The organism is Pseudoduganella dura (assembly GCF_009727155.1).
Classification (GTDB): Bacteria; Pseudomonadota; Gammaproteobacteria; order Burkholderiales; family Burkholderiaceae_D; genus Rugamonas; species Rugamonas dura.
Genome location: NZ_WNWM01000002.1, coordinates 5,516,481 through 5,534,407 on the forward strand (window position 1 = coordinate 5,516,481; position 17,927 = coordinate 5,534,407).

The 17,927-nt window shown below is 68.0% G+C and carries 13 protein-coding genes; 9 read left to right on the forward strand and 4 right to left on the reverse strand.

The annotated features are described in order from the left end of the window. Positions 1–20 precede the first annotated feature (20 nt). The gene (locus GJV26_RS24105; protein WP_155711199.1) at positions 21–2,339 is read right to left on the reverse strand and encodes a sensor histidine kinase; all 2,319 of its coding nucleotides are present in this window, start codon (positions 2,337–2,339) and stop codon (positions 21–23) included. A 260-nt stretch (positions 2,340–2,599) separates the two neighbouring features. On the opposite strand from GJV26_RS24105, the gene GJV26_RS24110 reads away from it, so the two are divergent. The 3 genes from GJV26_RS24110 (at position 2,600) to GJV26_RS24120 (ending at position 5,407) form a co-directional block, all read left to right on the forward strand. Beyond that, entirely contained in the window at positions 2,600–3,577 is a 978-nt protein-coding gene (locus GJV26_RS24110) for a ribose-phosphate diphosphokinase (RefSeq protein WP_155711200.1), read from the forward strand. Positions 3,578–3,604: 27 nt separating this feature from the next. Further along, positions 3,605–5,101, forward strand: coding sequence for an AMP nucleosidase (locus GJV26_RS24115; RefSeq protein WP_189441953.1), 1,497 nt, complete (start codon positions 3,605–3,607; stop codon positions 5,099–5,101). A 159-nt stretch (positions 5,102–5,260) separates the two neighbouring features. Then, complete coding sequence (locus tag GJV26_RS24120; protein WP_155711201.1) at positions 5,261–5,407, forward strand: hypothetical protein; 147 nt, start codon at positions 5,261–5,263, stop codon at positions 5,405–5,407. Between the two features lie 34 nt (positions 5,408–5,441). Here the strand turns inward: GJV26_RS24120 and GJV26_RS24125 are convergent, their stop codons facing one another. Then, on the reverse strand, positions 5,442–8,393 hold the full coding sequence (locus GJV26_RS24125; protein WP_173346261.1) for a CHASE domain-containing protein: 2,952 nt from the start codon (positions 8,391–8,393) through the stop codon (positions 5,442–5,444). Positions 8,394–8,555: 162 nt separating this feature from the next. Continuing rightward, positions 8,556–9,212 carry a response regulator gene (locus GJV26_RS24130; RefSeq protein ID WP_229419420.1) on the reverse strand — a complete coding sequence of 219 codons (657 nt, stop codon included), beginning with the start codon at positions 9,210–9,212 and terminating at the stop codon, positions 8,556–8,558. Between the two features lie 181 nt (positions 9,213–9,393). Between GJV26_RS24130 and GJV26_RS24135 the strand changes: the two genes are divergently transcribed. Then, positions 9,394–10,776, forward strand: a complete 1,383-nt coding sequence (locus GJV26_RS24135) for an ATP-binding protein (protein WP_155711203.1) — start codon at positions 9,394–9,396, stop codon at positions 10,774–10,776. Between the two features lie 49 nt (positions 10,777–10,825). Here GJV26_RS24135 and GJV26_RS24140 read toward each other — a convergent pair whose 3' ends face one another. After that, positions 10,826–11,095 carry a hypothetical protein gene (locus tag GJV26_RS24140; protein WP_155711204.1) on the reverse strand — a complete coding sequence of 90 codons (270 nt, stop codon included), beginning with the start codon at positions 11,093–11,095 and terminating at the stop codon, positions 10,826–10,828. Positions 11,096–11,310: 215 nt separating this feature from the next. On the opposite strand from GJV26_RS24140, the gene GJV26_RS24145 reads away from it, so the two are divergent. The 5 genes from GJV26_RS24145 to GJV26_RS24165 all read left to right on the forward strand — a co-directional run bounded on the left by GJV26_RS24145 (position 11,311) and on the right by GJV26_RS24165 (position 17,851). After that, positions 11,311–12,663 (forward strand): MFS transporter, encoded by a 1,353-nt coding sequence (locus GJV26_RS24145; RefSeq protein ID WP_155711205.1) that lies wholly within the window; start codon positions 11,311–11,313, stop codon positions 12,661–12,663. A gap of 26 nt (positions 12,664–12,689) precedes the next feature. Then, complete coding sequence (locus GJV26_RS24150) at positions 12,690–13,676, forward strand: glycoside hydrolase family 43 protein (RefSeq protein WP_155711206.1); 987 nt, start codon at positions 12,690–12,692, stop codon at positions 13,674–13,676. A gap of 77 nt (positions 13,677–13,753) precedes the next feature. Then, positions 13,754–14,737, forward strand: a complete 984-nt coding sequence (locus GJV26_RS24155) for a glycoside hydrolase family 43 protein (RefSeq protein ID WP_229419421.1) — start codon at positions 13,754–13,756, stop codon at positions 14,735–14,737. Between the two features lie 77 nt (positions 14,738–14,814). Further along, positions 14,815–15,879, forward strand: coding sequence for an aldose epimerase family protein (locus tag GJV26_RS24160; protein ID WP_155711207.1), 1,065 nt, complete (start codon positions 14,815–14,817; stop codon positions 15,877–15,879). 226 nt (positions 15,880–16,105) lie between these two features. Then, positions 16,106–17,851, forward strand: a complete 1,746-nt coding sequence (locus GJV26_RS24165; protein WP_155711208.1) for an IlvD/Edd family dehydratase — start codon at positions 16,106–16,108, stop codon at positions 17,849–17,851. Positions 17,852–17,927: the final 76 nt, after the last annotated feature.

Below are 17,927 nucleotides of genomic sequence, written 5' to 3' on the forward strand. Positions count from 1 at the left end.
GCTTGCGGCTGTGCGGCCGGTCAGTCCTGCGCGGCCAGCGGTAGCGTCACGGCAAATGCGGCCCCCTTGCCCGGACCGTCGCTCGATACCTTGATCGTGCCACCGTGCGCGCTGACCAGGCTGCGCGCCAGCGCCAGGCCCAGCCCGAGGCCGCCCTGCGAGCGGGCGATGCTCTGGTCCGCCTGGGCGAACACGTCGAACGCGCGATCGAGAAACGCCGGGCTCATGCCCACGCCGTTGTCGCGCACCGTCACCACCGCCGTGCCGCCGGCCAGTGCCAGCGTGACGTCGATGCGGCCGGCGTCGGGCGTGTACTTGACCGCGTTGTTGAGCAGGTTCGCCACCACCTGCACCAGGCGCTTTTCGTCGCCATCGACGATGGCCGCCGCGTCCGGCAGGCCGACCGCGAGGCGATGGTGGCGGCCGTCGGCCAGCGGGCGCACTTGCTCGATCGCGGCGGCGATCACTGCCGCCATGTCGCAGGGGCGTTTTTCCAGCCGCACCAGGCCGCGCTTCACGCGCGACACGTCGAGCAAGTCATCCACCAGGCCCGCCATGTGGCGCACCTGCCGGCCGATCACGGCGCCGGCCATCGTGGCCTTGGCCTGGTCGCAGCCCGCGATCGTCAGGACCTGGGCGGCGGCGCCGATCGGCGCCAGCGGGTTGCGCAGCTCGTGGGCCAGCATGGCCAGGAACTCGTCCTTGCGCGCATCGGCCTCGCGCAGCGCCTGTTCGGAACGTTTATGCGCCGTGATGTCGTAGACGATGCCGAGCAGGCGCCAGCCGGCCGCCCCGTCATCGCTGTAGCGGTTGCCATGCACGGCAACCCAGCGCTCGTTGCCGTCCGCGCCGACGAGCCGGCACTCGTCGCGCCACGGCCGGTCCGATGCCATGGCGGCGCGGTAGCTTGCGGTCAGCCGGGGCCGGTCGTCCGGGTGGACGCGGGCCGCCACCATGTCCACGTCCCACCCGCTGTCGCCGGCGTCGCATCCCAGCAGGCGGGCCAGCCGCGCCGAACCGGCGATGCGGCGGCGGCCGGGGTCGTATACCCAGTCGGCGATCTGCGCCGAGTCGAGGGTGAACTGCAGCCGCGCACTGGCCACCCGCAGCGCTTCCTGGGTGGTGCGCATGTCCGTCACGTCCAGGCAGTTGCCGACCCATTCGACGGCCGCGCTGCCGGCGTGCACGGCGGCGCCGCGCGAGAGCATGTGGCGGTATTCGCCATCGTGCCGGCGCAGCCGGAAACTGGCCATGTAGGGATGGCCGTGCGTGGCCGCCGATTGCCACGCGGCGGCCGTCGCGGCGCGGTCCTCCGGATGCAGCGCATCCATCCAGCCCGCGCCCGCGTACTCGTCCGGCAACTGCCCGGTAAAGGCCGACCAGCTGGGATTCTCGCCGGGCGTCATGCGGTCGTCCCGCATGTGCCAGACCACGGCGGACATCGTCTCGACCAGCGTGCGGTAGCGTGCTTCTTCCGCCTGCAGCGTGCGGGCGATGCGGCCCCGCTCGATCGACTCCCGGCAGCGCTCGGCCACCGCCATGAGCAGCGACACCTCGTCGGTGCGCCAGCGCCGCGGCGTGACCTGGTGCACCGCCATGCCGCCCACGAGTCGCCCGTTCTTGCGCACCGGCACGCAGATGACGGCACCGATGCCCATCAGCCGGTAGCTGGACAGTGCCTCGCCGGCACGCGCATCCGCTTCGGCATTCTCGACCACGAACGGTTCGCCCCGCCGCATCGAAGCCAGGCAGGCCGCGCCGAACTGGGCGAAGCGGTACCGGCCGACAGCGCTCGGCACGCCCGCGTTGTAGTCGCCGACGAGGTTGAACGTGTCCTCGTCCTCTTCCACGTCGGCGAACGCGCAGCGGTTGACGCGCAGGTGCCGGCCCAGCAGGCTGGCGGCGGCCAGCGCGACGTCGCGCGGATCGTTCAACTGGCGGAACGTGTCGTCGATCTGCTGCAGCAGGCGATAACCCGCGTTGCGCCGCGCCCGCACGCGCGTGCCGTTCAGCGTGGCCAGGATGCGGGCGGCGAACGCCTCGGCCGTGCTCGCGGCCAGGTCGATCACGTCGTCGAACTCCACCCGGCCGTCGTCGCAGGCGGGCGACAGCGCCACCAGCGCGCAATCCTGCAGGGCGGGGCGCACGCGCAGGGCGGCCAGCATGCCGGGATCGATGGTGGGCGCGCAGAGGATCAGGCGCACGCCATGCGACGGGAGTTCGGCGACAAGGCTGGCCTCGGTTGCCGGGCGCACGGGGAACGGCAGCGCGCGCAGCCATTCGCGCGCCTGGGGCGCATGGCCGAGGATCAGGATGTCGGTATCGGTAGGTTCTGTCATGTTGCCGGTCGGTTGCAACCCCGCGGGCCAGGTGAGCCGCCGGGGCACGCCTAGTATCGGCCGACCCATCGGGCGCTTCCGTACGGCCACGCACCCTGGCGGTGCACCGTCCTCCCTGTTCATTGCCGTGCATGGCACGATCGGCTGCAATGTCGGCCGCATGCTGCGCGTCGATATCCGCCGCGGTGCGCACTGCCACCTGCCGCTTGCGCCTACAATGGCACTGTCGCCATTCACTTCCACGGTTTTCGCATCCCACAATGAACGCACCCCTGCACCTGTTCGCGCTGGCTGGCAGCGCACCGTTCGGCCAGCGCGTGGCCCGGCACCTGGGCGTGCCGCTGGCCGCCCACGAGGAAGAGCAGTTCGACGACGGCGAATTTGCCGTGCGCGCCCCGGCCGCCGTGCGCGGCGGGCATGCCTGCGTGATCCACGCGCTGGCGGCCACGCCGGAGCAGGGCAGCGGCGAGCGGCTGTGCCGGCTGCTGTTCTTCATCGGCGCGCTGCGCGACGCGGGAGCCGCCCGCGTGACGGCCGTGCTGCCCTACGTGGCGTTCGCACGGCAGGATACCCGGCAGCAGGCCGGCGATCCGCTGACGCTGCGCTACGTCGCCACGCTCCTCGAGGCGGCCGGCGCGGACACGGTGCTGACCCTGGACGTGCACAACCTGTCGGCATTCCAGAACGCCTTCCGCTGCCGCACCGAGCACCTGGACGGCAGCGCGCTGTTTGCAGCCCATTTCGCGGCCGTGGCCGGCACGCAGGAAGTGTGCGTGGTGGCGCCGGACGGCGGCGGCATCCGCCGTGCCGAGGGTTTCCGCCAGGCGCTGGCCCGGGCGCTGGACCGTCCGGTGGCGCTGGCATTCGTCGAAAAGCACCGCCATGGCGGCGAACTGACGGGCGACCTGATGGCCGGCGACGTGGCCGGCAGGCTGGCCATCGTGTTCGACGACATCATCGGCACCGGCGGCACGATGGCGCGCGCGGTGCGGTCCTGCCGGGAGCGGGGCGCGGCCCGCGTGATGGCGGCGGCCACGCATGCGATCTTCGCCGGCGACGCGGCGGGCACGCTGGCACGCGCCGGGCTCTATGGCGGCGCGGTGGCCGACACGGTGCACGACGGCAGCCGCGCCGGGGCGCTGTTCGCGGTGCTGGACAGCAGCGTGCTGTTCGCCCAGGCGATCCGCTGCCTGCACGCGGGCGTGCCCTTCACGCCGCCCTCCGGCATGATAGGATGACCACAAGAACAACAACAGGAGTTCGACGTGTCCATTCGTCCCTTTGTGCCCCCTGAGCGATTCGATGACCCTGCCGCCGCGCTGGCGCGCGTGCGCGAAATCTACGACGGCAGCATCGCCCATCTGCGCGAGCACCTGCACCGCTTCGTGGAAGGCGAGACGCTGTCCCATGTGCGTGCCTGCTACCCGTTCGTGCGCGTGCAGACGGAAACCTTCGCGCGCGCCGATTCGCGGCTGTCCTATGGTTTCGTCGAAGGCCCGGGCACCTATGAAACCACGCTCACGCGCCCCGACCTGTTCGCGCGCTACTACCACGAGCAGTTCCGGCTGCTGCTGAAGAACCACGGCCAGCAGAACGTCCAGCTGGAAGTCGGCATGTCCTCGCAGCCGATCCCGATCCATTTTTCGTTCGCCGAGCACGACCATATCGAGGGCAGCATGAGCCCCGAGCGGCGCGCGATGATGCGCGACGTGTTCGACCTGCCGAACCTGGCGGCGATGGACGACGGCATCGCCAACGGCACCTGCGAGCCGGCGCCGGGCGAGGCGCTGCCGCTGTCGCTGTTTACCGGGCCACGCGTCGACTATTCGCTGCAGCGGCTGCGCCATTACACGGGCACGTCGCCGGAACATTTCCAGAAGTTCGTGCTGTTCACGAACTACCAGTTCTACATCGACGAATTCGTGCGCCTCGGCCACGCGATCATGAGCCGCGAGCCGGCCAGCGCGGAAGACGGCTACATCGCCTTCGTCGAACCGGGCAACCTCGTCACGCGCCGCGCCGGCCAGGAAAGCATGCCGGGCGACGCGATGGGCGTGCCGCCGGTGCGGCTGCCGCAGATGCCGGGCTACCACCTGGTGCGCGCCGACGGCAGCGGCATCAGCATGGTCAATATCGGCGTGGGCCCGGCCAACGCCAAGACCATCACCGACCACGTGGCCGTGCTGCGCCCCCATGCCTGGCTGATGCTGGGCCACTGCGCCGGCCTGCGCAACACGCAGCAGCTGGGCGACTACGTGCTGGCGCACGGCTACGTGCGCGAAGACCATGTGCTGGACGAAGACCTGCCGCTGTGGGTGCCGATCCCCGCGCTGGCCGAGGTGCAGGTGGCGATCGAAGGCGCCGTGGCCGAGGTCACGCAGCTCACGGGCCACGACCTGAAGCGCGTGCTGCGCACCGGCACGGTGGCCAGCACCGACAACCGCAACTGGGAACTGCTGCCGCAGCGCACCCCCGAACGGCGCTTCTCGCAAAGCCGCGCGGTGGCGCTGGACATGGAAAGCGCCACCATCGCCGCCAACGGCTTCCGCTTTCGGGTTCCCTACGGCACGCTGCTGTGCGTCAGCGACAAGCCGCTGCACGGCGAGATCAAGCTGCCCGGCATGGCGAACCAGTTCTACCGCGACCGCGTCGACCAGCATCTGCGCATCGGCATCCGCGCGCTGGAACTGCTGCGGGCGCTGGGCGTGGACCGGCTGCACAGCCGCAAGCTGCGCAGTTTTGCCGAGGTGGCGTTCCAGTAATGCGGTGAAGGAGGGGCCTGGCCGGCGAGTCGCTTAACTGTGGCTTAATCCGGCCGGCATCCCTCCGAACGAGCCAACGCGTTCATTGCAGGGCGGGCAAACGGCTGGTATCTTCATGACTCGGCGGCATGGTGCCGCCAACCGGTCCGGAGAGAAAAGATGATCCTTGAAGTGATGGCCCAGGCATGCGGCGAGATCGCCTTGACCGCCGCGCTCCGCAAACGCAAGGCGTTGCGGCGTGCCGTATACGGAGCGAGCCTGCTGGCCGTGGCGATCGTTCTCGGCATCGGTTTCCACTTTTCGTGAGCGCGCCGCCGCCTGGCGCGCCCGGGCATTGGCCTCAATCCATCCCCGGCTCGCCCGTTTCCCGCCGCTGCAGCCGCAGCTGCGCCAGGATCTCCTCCACGGCATCGATGCGGTAGGGCTTGTAGAGCAGCCGCGCGCCCGGCGGCAGTTCGTCGCCCAGCGCGCGTCCCGTCACCACCACCACCGGCAGCTCCGGGTTGTCGGCCAGCCGCCAGGCCAGCTCCAGGCCGCTCATGCCGGGCAGCTGCACGTCCGTGAACACGGCGCCGATGCCGCCGGCCGCCAGCGATTCGAGCGCCGCCTCGGCGCTGCCGGCACCGGTGGCCTGCCAGCCCAGCGCTGCGATCATCTCGCAGGTCAGCTCGCGCAGGTCGTCGTTGTCTTCCACGACCAGCACGCGCAGCGGGGCGGGCGGCGCCGCTTCCGGGACGGGGCATTCGTCCATCCGCTCGTCCAGCACGGTGCGCACCTTACGCGCCAGCTCGTCGCGGCGGTACGGCTTCGAGAGCAGGTGCGTGCCCGGTTCCAGCCGGCCGTCGCGCTGCACCGCCTCCTGCGTGTAGCCGGATGTGTACAGCACGGCGATGCCCGGGTGCAGGTGGCGCGCCACGCGGGCCAGCTCCGCCACGGGCAGCGCACCGGGCATGACGACATCGGTGAACAGCAGGTCCACGGGGGCGCCGCACTTCAGCGCGCGGATCGCTTCGTCCGCGTCGCCGGCTTCGATCACCTCGTATTGCAGATCGCGCAGCATCGCGGTCACCGTCTCGCGCACGGCGGCATCGTCTTCCACCACCAGGATCGTCTCGCTGCCGCCGGCGGCCGGCAGCGGCTGTTCCGGCGGCAATGCCGTTTCCGGCGCGCCGGTGCGCGGGAAGTACAGCCGCATCGTGGTGCCCACGCCCACCTCGCTGTAGAGGCGGATATGGCCGCCGGTCTGCCGCACGAAGCCATACGCCATCGACAGGCCGAGGCCGGTGCCTTCGCCTTCCGGCTTGGTGGTGAAGAACGGTTCGAACACGCGTTCCTGCACGTCCGGCGGCATGCCGCTGCCATTGTCGGATACCGCCAGCAGCACGTAGTCGCCGGGCACCGCGTCGGGCACCACCGCGGCATGGAGCTCGTCGAGCACTACGTTCGACAGCTCGACCGTCAGGCGCCCGCGCCCCTTCATGGCGTCGCGCGCGTTGATCGCCAGGTTCAGCACCACGTTTTCCAGCTGGTTCGGATCGACCAGCGTGTTCCACAGCCCCGGCTCGACGCTCGTCGCCAGCTCGATGCCGTCGCCCAGCGCGCGGCGCAGCAGGTCGTCCACGTTGCGCAGCAGGCGCGCCAGGTTGATCACCACGGGTTCGAGCGGCTGGCGGCGGGCAAACGCCAGCAACTGGCGCGACAGGTTCGCGCCCCGCTCCACGGCGGCCAGCGCGCCGGCGAGCCGGCGTGGCGCGTCCGGTGCGCGCGGCGCCGTGGCCACCGCCTGCACGTTGCCATAGATGACTTGCAGCACGTTGTTGAAATCGTGGGCGACGCCGCCCGTCAGCTTGCCGACGGCTTCGAGTTTTTGCGCCCGGTTCAGGGCATGCTGTGCCTGTTGCAGGTCGCGCTGGCGTGCCGCCTCGCGGGCGGCGGCGGCCTTCTTTGCGGACAGGTCCCGGATGAAGCCGTGCAGCGCCTGCTCGCCCCCGCTGTCGACGAGCGAGCAGGACAGCTCGACCGGTACCGGCAAGCCTTCGCGGGTGGCGGCCTGCAATTCCAGCCGCCGGCCGAGTCCCTCCGCGAACGCGGCGGCGTCGAATGCCAGCAGCCGGTCCAGCTCGGGCTGGGGGCCGGGAAACAGCAGGCGCAGGGGCCGGCCGCGGGCCTCGTCCACGCTCCAGCCGAAGATGCGCTCGGCCTGCGCGTTCCAGTAGGTGATGTTGCCGGCCGCATCCACGGCCACGAACGCGTCGTTGGCGTTTTCCAGGATGCTGATCAGGCGGCTGCGCTCGTGCCGCAGCGTGCCGTAGGAGCGCTGCAGGTCGTCGGTGATGCGCCGGGCCAGCAGGCGGGCACGGTCGCGGCCCTGCGCCAGCAGCCATACCAGGGTGGCCGACAGGACACTGACGATGATGCCGACCACGCCGGCCCAGGCGGCCTGCTGCGAAGCCATGCGCTGCTCGAATGCGGGGGTGCTGCGCACCCGCACGATCCACGGCCGGCCGGCGACATCGAGCGTGCGCATCGTGTCGAGCCGCGCATCGGTGCCGGCCTGGGCGCAGCCCACCATGCAGTTCGCCGGCGCGGGGGTGGCATCGTACACCGCCACGTGCAGGTCGGCCTCGCGCTCGCCCTTCAGTCCCGCCATGAAATCGTGCATGCGGAACGCGCCGTAGACCCAGCCATGCAGCGTGCCCGGTATCGCTCCGGCCTGCGCCGCCGTATCCGCCGGCGCGCCGCGGGACAGGTACAGCGGCAGGTACATCAGGAAGCCGGGCTGGCCGGCGCCGGCGCCTTCCTGCACCAGGCGCACCTGGCCGGTCAGCGCCGCGCCGCCGGTGGCGGCGGCGCGCGTCATGGCGGCGCGGCGGACCGGCTCGGCCAACATGTCATAGCCGAGGGCGCGCCGGTTCATCGCGTCGAGCGGCTCGATCATCACGACGGCACTGCGTTCGTGGCCGGCCGGCGTGCCTGCCGGCCGCTCGAGCACGGCGATTCCCAGGCCCTGGATGCCGGGATAGTGCCGGCGCAGCGCCAGCGTGCCGACATAGGTGCGGAATCCCGCGGCGTCGGGCGTCGCCGGCGTTGCCAGCGCATAGGCCTGCGCGCCGCGCAGCACCTGTTCATACGTGTCCATGCGGCGGCCGATGCGCGCTTGCAGTTCGCGCACGCGGTACTCGAACTCGGCGCGCAGCCGCGCATCGTGGCTGGCGCGCAGGCCGTTCCATACAAGCGCGGTTGCTGCCAGTCCCGTGCACAACGTGCCGAGCGCCAGGGCGAGGGACAGCATGTGCGCGGCACGGCCGGCCCTGGAAGGCCCGGAAAGAGGAGGCGTGGGCATCTGCATCCCGCCATCGTACTCCGCCGGGCGGCTCGTCAGCGTCCGTTTCTTTGTGGAATTATTTCCAGCGGCTATCGGAATGCTGCCGGCGGCGCGGCCCGGCGGAAAAACTCAGGGTTCGAGGATGCCGCGCCGGATCGCGATCGTGACGGCATGCGTGCGGTCGCGGGCACCGAGCTTGCCGAGCACGGTGCTCATGTGGGCTTTCACGGTTTCCTCGGCAATGCCCAGTGCCTGGGCCACGCGCTTGTTGGAATTGCCGTCGGCGACCAGGCCCAGCACTTCCGTCTCGCGGGCGGACAGCGCATCGGCATCGATATGGGCCGCCAGTTCGATGGCGATCTCCGGCGGGATATGGCGCTGGCCCGCGTGCACGCGCGTGATGGCGTCGGCCAGTTCGGTGCGCAGCATGCTTTTCAACAGGTAGCCCATCGCGCCGGATTTCAGCGCGCGCAGCACCTGCACATCGCCCTTGTAGGTGGTCAGCACGATGATGCGCGCCCGTGGCGCGATCTCGCGGATCGCCACGATCGCTTCCAGCCCGCTCATCACGGGCATCTGCAGGTCCATCAGGACCACATCCGGCTGGTGGCGCACGTATTGCGCCAGCGCTTCGCGGCCGTCGCCGGCTTCGGCCACCAGCTCGAACGATCCGCCGATCGACAGCACGGCGGCGATGCCCTCGCGCAGCAGCGGATGATCGTCCACCACCATCACGCGCACCGGCGCGCCGTTTGCGCCGCCGGCGCCGCCTGTCATATCCCGCATGCCGCCGCTCCTGCCCGTGCTGTAGTTCATTGTCGTGCTGCCTGGTGAAACGGCCATCTTACACGGGCCTGCGGCGGCGGCACTGCCCCGATCGGGGGATGGGACCGGCGCCATATGGGGGCAGTCGCGACAGCCTCGATGTGGGCTATGCCCTTGCTGCACTGCAACGTATCCTCGGTGCATGGACAGATACAACAGCAGCGAAGGCGGCGCGATCGCATTCGGCCGCCATACCTTCGACATCGACCGTTACGAACTGCGCACTGCCGGCGGGCCGCCCGTGCCGCTGGGGCAGCGTGCCGGCCGCCTGCTGCAGGCGCTGGTCGAGGCCGGGGGCAGGGTGCTGAGCCGGGACGACCTGGTGCGGCGCGCATGGCCCGGCAGGGAGATCGACGACGGCAACCTGCGCGTGCAGATCGCCGCGCTGCGCCGTGCGCTGGCGGACGACGACCGCACGCTGATCGGCACGGTGGCCGGGCGCGGCTACCTGTTCGCGGGCAGGGCGGTGCGGCGCCCGATCCGGGCTTCCCTGCCGGGACTGCCCGCCGCGTTCGTGGGGCGCGACGCGCTCGTCGACAAGGTGGTGGCGCGCTGCGCGGCAACGCGCTTCGTCACGCTGGCAGGCCCGGCCGGCATCGGCAAGACGGCGCTGGCCCTGGCCGCCGCGCACCGGCACGGCGGCGTGGCCTGGGCCGGGCTCGATGCCGCCGGGTCGGAAGAGGGCATGCTCGCGGCCGTGGCCGAGGCGCTCGGGCTGGCGCCGCGGCAGTACTGGCGTTCGCCCGCCACCCTGGCGGCGCAGTTGACGCGGGATGGGCCGCCCCCATCGTCGCCGCCGGTGGCCCTGCTGGTGCTGGATAATTGCGAGCACCTGGCCGACGCCTGCAGCCGGCTGGCGGAGGCGCTGCTGGTCCGGTGCCCGTGGCTGGGCGTGCTGGCGACAAGCCGGCAGCCGTTGCTGGCCAGCGGCGAAACGGTGTTGCGCGTGCCGGCGCTGGCGCTGCCGGCGCCGGACGACACGGATGCCGCCAGCCTGGCCGCGAACAGTGCCGTGGCGCTGTTCGCGGCGCGCGCCACCGCCGCCGGTGCAGCCTTCGCGCCGGGTGCCGGCGGCCTCGCGCTGGCCGCGGCGATCTGCCGCCGCCTCGACGGCCTGCCGCTGGCGATCGAACTGGCCGCCGCCCAGGTCCCGCGCCTGGGCCTGCACCGGGTGGTCGACGGTCTGGACGACATGCTGGGCCTGCTGCGGCAGGACGCGTCCGCCAGCGCATCCGCCACGGGCACGCCGCGTCACCGCACGTTGCGCGCGGCCCTGGACTGGAGCTATGTGCTGCTGCCCGCGGCCGCGCAGGGGGCGCTGCGCCGGCTGGCCGCGCTGCCGTCCTGGTTTACGCTGGACGACGCCGGCGCATTGTTGCAGCCGGAGCAATCGCCGTACGACACGATCGACAGCCTTGCCGTGCTGGCGGCGCACTCGCTGATCGTCGTCGCCCACGGCCGGGAAACCCGCTTCCGTCTCCTCGCGACAACACGTGCTTATGCATTGTCGTTAAGTAATACCTGAGTGCATCGCATCAAAAGCCCGCATCAAAAGCCCGCATCAAAAGCCCGCATCAAAAGCTGACCACCGCGCGTAAAATGATCAAAAAAATGAGCGTTTTGCTCAGTGCTTGAGTATCCGATATCAAAATTGATATTGAGAACCGGTAAAATTTGATTGGATCGTTTTCGGCGGGCCGCCTAAGATCGGTCCAGGCCAGCACTTCATCCTGCCGGCCATCCGTGCAATAACGACAAGAAGCACCATAACAAGCAAAGAGACGTCGGAGACCCATGAAGCACATCTCCCCAGGCATCGCCATGCCCGGTTCCACTTCTTCCATCCCGAACGTCCGTCGCATCGTTGCCAGTGGTGCCACAGGCACGGTCCGCCCATTGGTCCGCGCAGCCGGCCGGTGACCCGTTCACCGGCCGGCTGCAATGGTTGCCCAGCAGTCGTTGTGCTGTAGTTGTAAGCAGATCGTACCGATGTCGCAGGCTGACATCTCCGGGCCGCGCGGGCCATCCGTTCCGCGGCCCGGCAATTGAAGAGGAAGACATGCAGACTCAAAAATTATCCACGCTGGAGAAGGTGGGCTTCGGTGCCGGCGACATGGCCCTGAACGTCGTGATCTCGTCGATGATGCTGATCATTACCTTCTTTTATACCGACATCTATGGCCTGCATGTCGAAGACCTGGCGATGCTGCTGCTGGCCGTGAAGTTCATCGGCGCGATTTCCGACCTGGCGATGGGCCAGATCACCGACCGCTACACGAACAAGTGGGGCCGCTACCGCCCCTGGTTCCTGTTCCTGGCCGTGCCCTACGGGATCTCGGTGTTCTTCGTGTTCGTGACGCCCGATTTCGGCTATGACGCCAAGCTGCTGTGGGCCTATTCGACCTACATCCTGATGACGGTGATGACATCCGGCGTGGGTGTTTCGTACATCTCCCTGCCGAGCGCGCTGACCGCCGATCCGCAGGAGCGCCTGTCCGCCAACGGCTATCGCCTGTTCTTCGCCAAGATCGGCGCGTTCATGGTGACGATCATCGTGCCGATCCTGGCCGAGCGCTGGGGCAACGGCAATCCGGCCGCCGGCTACCAGGCGGCCATGGCCGTGATGGCGCTGATGGGCGTGCTGCTGTTCCTGTTCTGCTTCTTCACCACCACCGAGCGCGTGCGCCACGTGGTGGAGCGCCAGTCGCTGGCGGCGCAGCTGAAAGTGCTGCTGAAGAACGACCAGTGGCTGCTGCTGTGCGGCGCCTGCGTGACCGGCACGATCGGCTACGTGATCCGCGGCTCGGTGGCGATCTACTACGCGAAATACTACCTGGGCGGCGACGCGGCCGTGGTGTCGGCCTTCCTGTCCACCGGCGTGGCGGCGGCGATCATCTCGATGGTGGCATCCACCTGGATCACCAAGTCCTACTGCAAGGTGAAACTGTTCCGCAATTCACAGGTGCTGGTGGCGCTGATCAGCGTGGCGATCTACGTGCTGGTAAAGCCCGGCGACATGGTGCTGGCGTTCGTCCTGTACTTCCTGCTGTCGTTCATCGTCGACCTGCATGCGCCGGTGTTCTGGTCCGCCATCGCCGAAACCATCGACTACGGGCACGTGAAGACCGGCAAGCGCGTTTCCGGCTTCGCGTTCGGCGGCATCTCGGTGTGCCAGAAAGCCGGCATGGGCATCGCCGGCGCGCTGGTGGGCGGCCTGTTCACCTATTTCCATTACGTGCCGAACGCCACGCAGTCGGCCCACGCGCTGAACGGCATCGCGCTGATGCTGACCGTGATTCCCGGCTTCTTCCACCTGCTGATGGGTATCTTCATGTTCAAGTACCGCATCAGCGATTCCTATTACGTCGAGCTCAAGGCCGACATGAACAAGCTCGGCTACGTGGCCGGCTGACCATCGAACGATCCAAGGTAACAGACATGACCATTGAAAACGCTGAATCCAAGGCTGAAAACGCCGCTGTCGAAAAACTCGCTCCGCTGATCCTGCAGCGCGCCGACCCGCACATCTACAGGCACAGCGACGGCTTCTATTACTTCACCGCGTCGGTGCCGCAATACGACCGTATCGAAATCCGCCGCGCCACGACGATCGCCGGCCTGGCCGATGCCGCGCCGAAGGATGTGTGGACCAAGCCCGAGAGCGGCCCGTACAGCGAACTGCTGTGGGCCCCGGAACTGCACTTCAACGAAGGCGCCTGGTACGTGTATTTCGCCGCCGCGCCGAGCCGGGAGATCAAGGACGACCTGTTCCAGCACCGCATGTACTGCGTGCGCAACCAGAACGCCAATCCTCTCGAAGGGGAGTGGGAGTTCATGGGGCAGATCGACACGGGCATCGACAGCTTCTGCCTGGACGCCACCACCTTCACCCACAAGGGCCAGCTGTATTACCTGTGGGCGCAGAAGGACAGGGAAATCCGCGGCAACTCGAACCTGTACATCGCGCCGATGCGCAATCCGTGGACGATCGAGGGCACGCCGGTCATGCTGAGCAAGCCCGAGTACGACTGGGAAATCGAGCGCTTCTGGGTCAACGAAGGCCCGTCGGTGGTCAAGCGCAACGGCCGGATCTTCATCAGCTATTCGGCCAGCGGCACCGGCATCGAATATGCCATGGGCCTGCTGTGGGCCGACGAGGAAGCCGATCTGCTCGATCCGGCTTCGTGGACGAAATCGAAGGAGCCGGTGCTGCAAAGCTGCCTGGAACACGGCATCTACGGCCCCGGCCACAATTCGTTCACGGTGTCCGAGGACGGCGAGGGCGTGATGCTGGTCTACCACGCGCGCACCTATACCGAGATCATCGGCGATCCGCTGTGGAATCCGGACCGCCATACCTTCGTCAAGCCGCTGCGCTGGGATGAGCAGGGCATGCCGGTATTCGGCCGGCCGTCCCTCGCCTGAGCGACGGCGGCGGTTCGGCATGGCACCGGCACCGGCCGGCGCCATGCCATGTGGGGAACAACATGCGGAGGCGCTTCATGTGGCAGGCAGAATTCCTGGAAATGGAGAACGATGTGGAAGAACTACTGGAACCGCTGATCGAGCAGCGCGCCGATCCGTACATCCATCGCCATACGGACGGCTACTACTACTTCACCGCCTCGGTGCCGCAGTACGACCGCATCGAACTGCGCCGCGCGAAAACCATCGAAGGCCTGGCCTCGGCGCAAACGCGCACCGTGTGGCGCAAGCCGGACAGCGGCCCGTGCTCGGAGCTGATCTGGGCGCCGGAAATCCACCATAACCACGGCGCCTGGTATGTGTACTTCGCGGCCGCGCCGTCGCGCGAGATCAAGTCGAAGCTGTTCCAGCACCGCATGTATGCGCTCCGCAACACCAACGCCAACCCGCTGGAAGGCGAGTGGGAGTTCATGGGGCAGGTCGACACCGGCATCGACACGTTCTGCCTCGACGCAACCACCTTTACCCACAAGGGCCAGCTGTACTACCTGTGGGCGCAGAAGCACGACGATATCGAGGGCAACTCGAACCTGTACATCGCGCCGATGAAGACGCCGTGGCAGATCGAGGGCGCGCCGATGCTGCTGAGCAGGCCCGAGTTCGAATGGGAATGCCGCGGCTTCCGGGTCAACGAGGGCCCGTCGGTGCTGAAGAAGAACGGCAGGATCTTCATCAGCTACTCGGCCAGCGCCACCGACGAGAACTACGCGATGGGCCTGCTGTGGGCCGATGAGAACGCGAACCTGCTGGACCCGGCGTCGTGGACGAAATCGCCCGAGCCGGTGCTGCGGACCTGCTTCGAGCACAAGATCTATGGCCCCGGCCATAACAGCTTCACCGTGGCGGAGGATGGCGCAACCGTGCTCCTCGTGTACCATGCCCGGACTTATACTGAAATCGAGGGCGATCCGCTGTGGAATCCGGATCGCCATACCTTCGTCAAACCCTTGCGCTGGCGCGACGACGGCACGCCGGATTTCGGTCGGCCCTCCCTGGGCTGACTGCCGGGCTGATTGCCGGCACGATTCCCTCGCAGGAGTCGCGCTCTCGCACGCAACGCTTTTTTGAACGGATACGGATGGAATTGAGCATTGAGCAGGAACCGTTCGGCACCGCGCCGGACGGCCAGTCGCTGAGCCTGTACACGCTGCGCAACCGCAGCGGCATGGTCGTCAAGATCACCAACTACGGCGGCGTCATCACGCAGCTGCACGTTCCCGACAGGCAGGGCAATGTGGCGGACGTCACGTTCGGCTTCGACGAAGCCGCGCCGTATTTCACCGACGCGGTGCCGTATTTCGGCGCGCTGATCGGCCGCTACGGCAACCGCATCGCCGGCGGCCGCTTCGAGCTGGACGGGCAAAGCGTGCAGCTGGAAGTGAACAACGGCCCGAACCACCTGCACGGCGGCAGCAAGGGCTTCCACAAGCAGGTGTGGCACGCGGAACCGCTGGCGACGGACCTCACGGTCGGCCTGACGCTGACGTACACCAGCCCGGACGGCGACCACGGCTACCCGGGCAACCTGGACGTGACGGTGATTTACGAGCTCAACGATGCGAACGAGCTGCTGGTCAAGTACCACGCGACGACCGACAAGGCGACGCCTGTCAACCTCACGCAGCACGCCTACTTCAACCTGGCCGGCCGCGGCTCGATCCTGGATCACGAACTGACGATCAATGCCGACCGCTACACGCCGATCGATGCGAACTCGATCCCGCTGGGGCCGCTGGCGCCGGTGGCGGGCACGCCGTTCGACTTCCGCACGCCGCGCCCCGTGGGCGAGGGGATCGGTCGGGACGATGAGCAGTTGAAGAACGGCCTCGGCTACGATCACAATTTCGTGCTGAACAAGCCGGAAGCCGGGGCGCTGAGCCTGGCCGCCACGGTGTGCGACCCGGCATCGGGTCGCGTGCTGGAACTGTTGACGGATGAGCCGGGCGTGCAGTTCTACAGCGGCAACTTCTTGGACGGCTCGCTGTCCGGCAAGGGCTGGCGCTTTGGCCACCGCGAAGCGCTGTGCCTCGAACCGCAGCACTACCCGGATTCGCCGAACCGGCCGGAGTACCCGTCCACGATCCTGCGGCCTGGGGAAGTTTATTCGACGCAATCGCTGTACCGGTTTTCAGTTCGGCCGTAAATACAGCTTCAATAAATGGGGACGGACCCTGTTTTCCAGGAAATTTCCTGAAAAACAGGGTCCGTCCCTATTTTTTTGGTCACTTTTTCTGTCGCGATATCTTTTTTCATATCGCTGGGCGTTTTTTATTCATTGGAATAGAATCGTTCCGTTCTTTAACATTCCAGAATCACCAGCTCGACGAGGACTGCCAGTTCGCCGGGCGCAGAACAACCGGAGGAATCGAATGTCTGAGACGAAAAAGAACGTAAAACTGCGGTCTGCCGAATGGTTCGGTACCCAGGACAAGAACGGCTTCATGTACCGCAGCTGGATGAAGAACCAGGGCATCCCGGATCATGAATTCCAGGGCAAGCCGATCATTGGCATCTGCAACACCTGGTCCGAGCTGACCCCCTGCAACGCCCACTTCCGCAAGATCGCCGAGCACGTCAAGAAGGGCATCATCGAGGCCGGCGGCTGGCCGGTCGAGTTCCCCGTGTTCTCCAGCGGCGAATCGAACCTGCGCCCCACCGCGATGCTGACCCGTAACCTGGCGTCGATGGACGTCGAGGAATCGATCCGCGGCAATCCGATGGATGCCGTCGTGCTGCTGGTCGGCTGCGACAAGACCACCCCGGCGCTGCTGATGGGCGCCGCCTCGTGCGACATCCCGGCGATCGTCGTCACCGGCGGCCCGATGCTGAACGGCAAGCTGAACGGCAAGAGCATCGGTTCCGGCACCGCCGTCTGGCAGCTGCACGAACAGGTGAAGGCCGGCGAGATCTCGATGCACGATTTCCTCGCCGCCGAAGCGGGCCACTCGCGCTCCGCCGGTACCTGCAACACGATGGGCACCGCCTCCACGATGGCCTGCATGGCCGAGGCGCTGGGCACGTCGCTGCCGCACAACGCCGCGATCCCCGCCGTCGACGCGCGCCGCTACGTGCTGGCCCACATGTCCGGCATGCGCATCGTCGACATGGTGTGGGAAGACCTGCGCCTGTCGAAGATCCTGACCAAGGAAGCATTCGAGAACGCGATCCGCGTGAACGCCGCCATCGGCGGTTCGACCAACGCCGTGATCCACCTGAAAGCCATTGCCGGCCGCATCGGCGTGGACCTCGAGCTGGAAGACTGGACCAGGATCGGCCGCGGCACGCCCACCGTCGTCGACCTGCTGCCGTCGGGCCGCTTCCTGATGGAAGAGTTCTACTACGCCGGCGGCCTGCCGGGCGTGCTGCGCCGCCTGGGCGAGAACGGCCTGCTGCCGAACCCCGACGCGCTGACCGCCAACGGCAAGACGATCTGGGAAAACAACAAGGAAGCGCCGATCTACGACGAGGAAGTGATCCGCGCGATCGACAACCCGCTGATCAAGGATGGCGGCATCTGCATCCTGCGCGGCAACCTGGCGCCGCGCGGCGCCGTGCTGAAGCCTTCCGCCGCATCGCCGCACCTGATGCAGCACCGCGGCCGCGCTGTCGTGTTCGAGGACTTCGACCACTACAAGACCCGCATTCTCGACCCGGACCTGGATGTCGACGAGAACTGCGTGCTGGTGATGAAGAACTGCGGCCCGAAAGGCTATCCCGGCATGGCCGAAGTGGGCAACATGGGCCTGCCGCCGAAGCTGCTGGCCAAGGGCATCAAGGACATGGTGCGCATCTCCGACGCGCGCATGAGCGGCACCGCCTACGGTACCGTCGTGCTGCACGTGGCGCCGGAAGCGATGGCCGGCGGCCCGCTGGGCATCGTCCGCGACGGCGACATCGTCTCGCTGGACTGCGCCGGCGGCCGCCTCGACCTGGAAATCTCGGACGAAGAGATGGCCCAGCGCCTGGCGGCACGCGCCGAAGAGGCGAAGAACGACCTGCCGAAATCCGGTTACGCCCAGCTGTACGTGGACCACGTGCTGCAGGCCGACCAGGGTTGCGACTTCGACTTCCTCGTCGGCATGCGCGGTTCCAAGGTGCCCAAGCACTCGCACTAAGCGTTGCCTGCACCAGGCTTCACCAGGCTTTCTCCGCCGGCGCCGCTGCCCACTCCCCCTCGTGGCGGCGCCGGCA

Coding starts and splice junctions, on each gene's coding strand:
- GJV26_RS24155 (WP_229419421.1), top strand. CDS start 13,754: ATGTGGCAGGCAGAATTCCTGGAAATGGAGAACGATGTGGAAGAACTA.
- GJV26_RS24120 (WP_155711201.1), top strand. CDS start 5,261: ATGATCCTTGAAGTGATGGCCCAGGCATGCGGCGAGATCGCCTTGACC.
- GJV26_RS24140 (WP_155711204.1), bottom strand. CDS start 11,095: ATGGAAGAAGTGGAACCGGGCATGGCGATGCCTGGGGAGATGTGCTTC.
- GJV26_RS24145 (WP_155711205.1), top strand. CDS start 11,311: ATGCAGACTCAAAAATTATCCACGCTGGAGAAGGTGGGCTTCGGTGCC.
- GJV26_RS24160 (WP_155711207.1), top strand. CDS start 14,815: ATGGAATTGAGCATTGAGCAGGAACCGTTCGGCACCGCGCCGGACGGC.
- GJV26_RS24105 (WP_155711199.1), bottom strand. CDS start 2,339: ATGACAGAACCTACCGATACCGACATCCTGATCCTCGGCCATGCGCCC.
- GJV26_RS24110 (WP_155711200.1), top strand. CDS start 2,600: ATGAACGCACCCCTGCACCTGTTCGCGCTGGCTGGCAGCGCACCGTTC.
- GJV26_RS24130 (WP_229419420.1), bottom strand. CDS start 9,212: ATGCGGGATATGACAGGCGGCGCCGGCGGCGCAAACGGCGCGCCGGTG.
- GJV26_RS24135 (WP_155711203.1), top strand. CDS start 9,394: ATGGACAGATACAACAGCAGCGAAGGCGGCGCGATCGCATTCGGCCGC.
- GJV26_RS24165 (WP_155711208.1), top strand. CDS start 16,106: ATGTCTGAGACGAAAAAGAACGTAAAACTGCGGTCTGCCGAATGGTTC.
- GJV26_RS24150 (WP_155711206.1), top strand. CDS start 12,690: ATGACCATTGAAAACGCTGAATCCAAGGCTGAAAACGCCGCTGTCGAA.
- GJV26_RS24125 (WP_173346261.1), bottom strand. CDS start 8,393: ATGCTGTCCCTCGCCCTGGCGCTCGGCACGTTGTGCACGGGACTGGCA.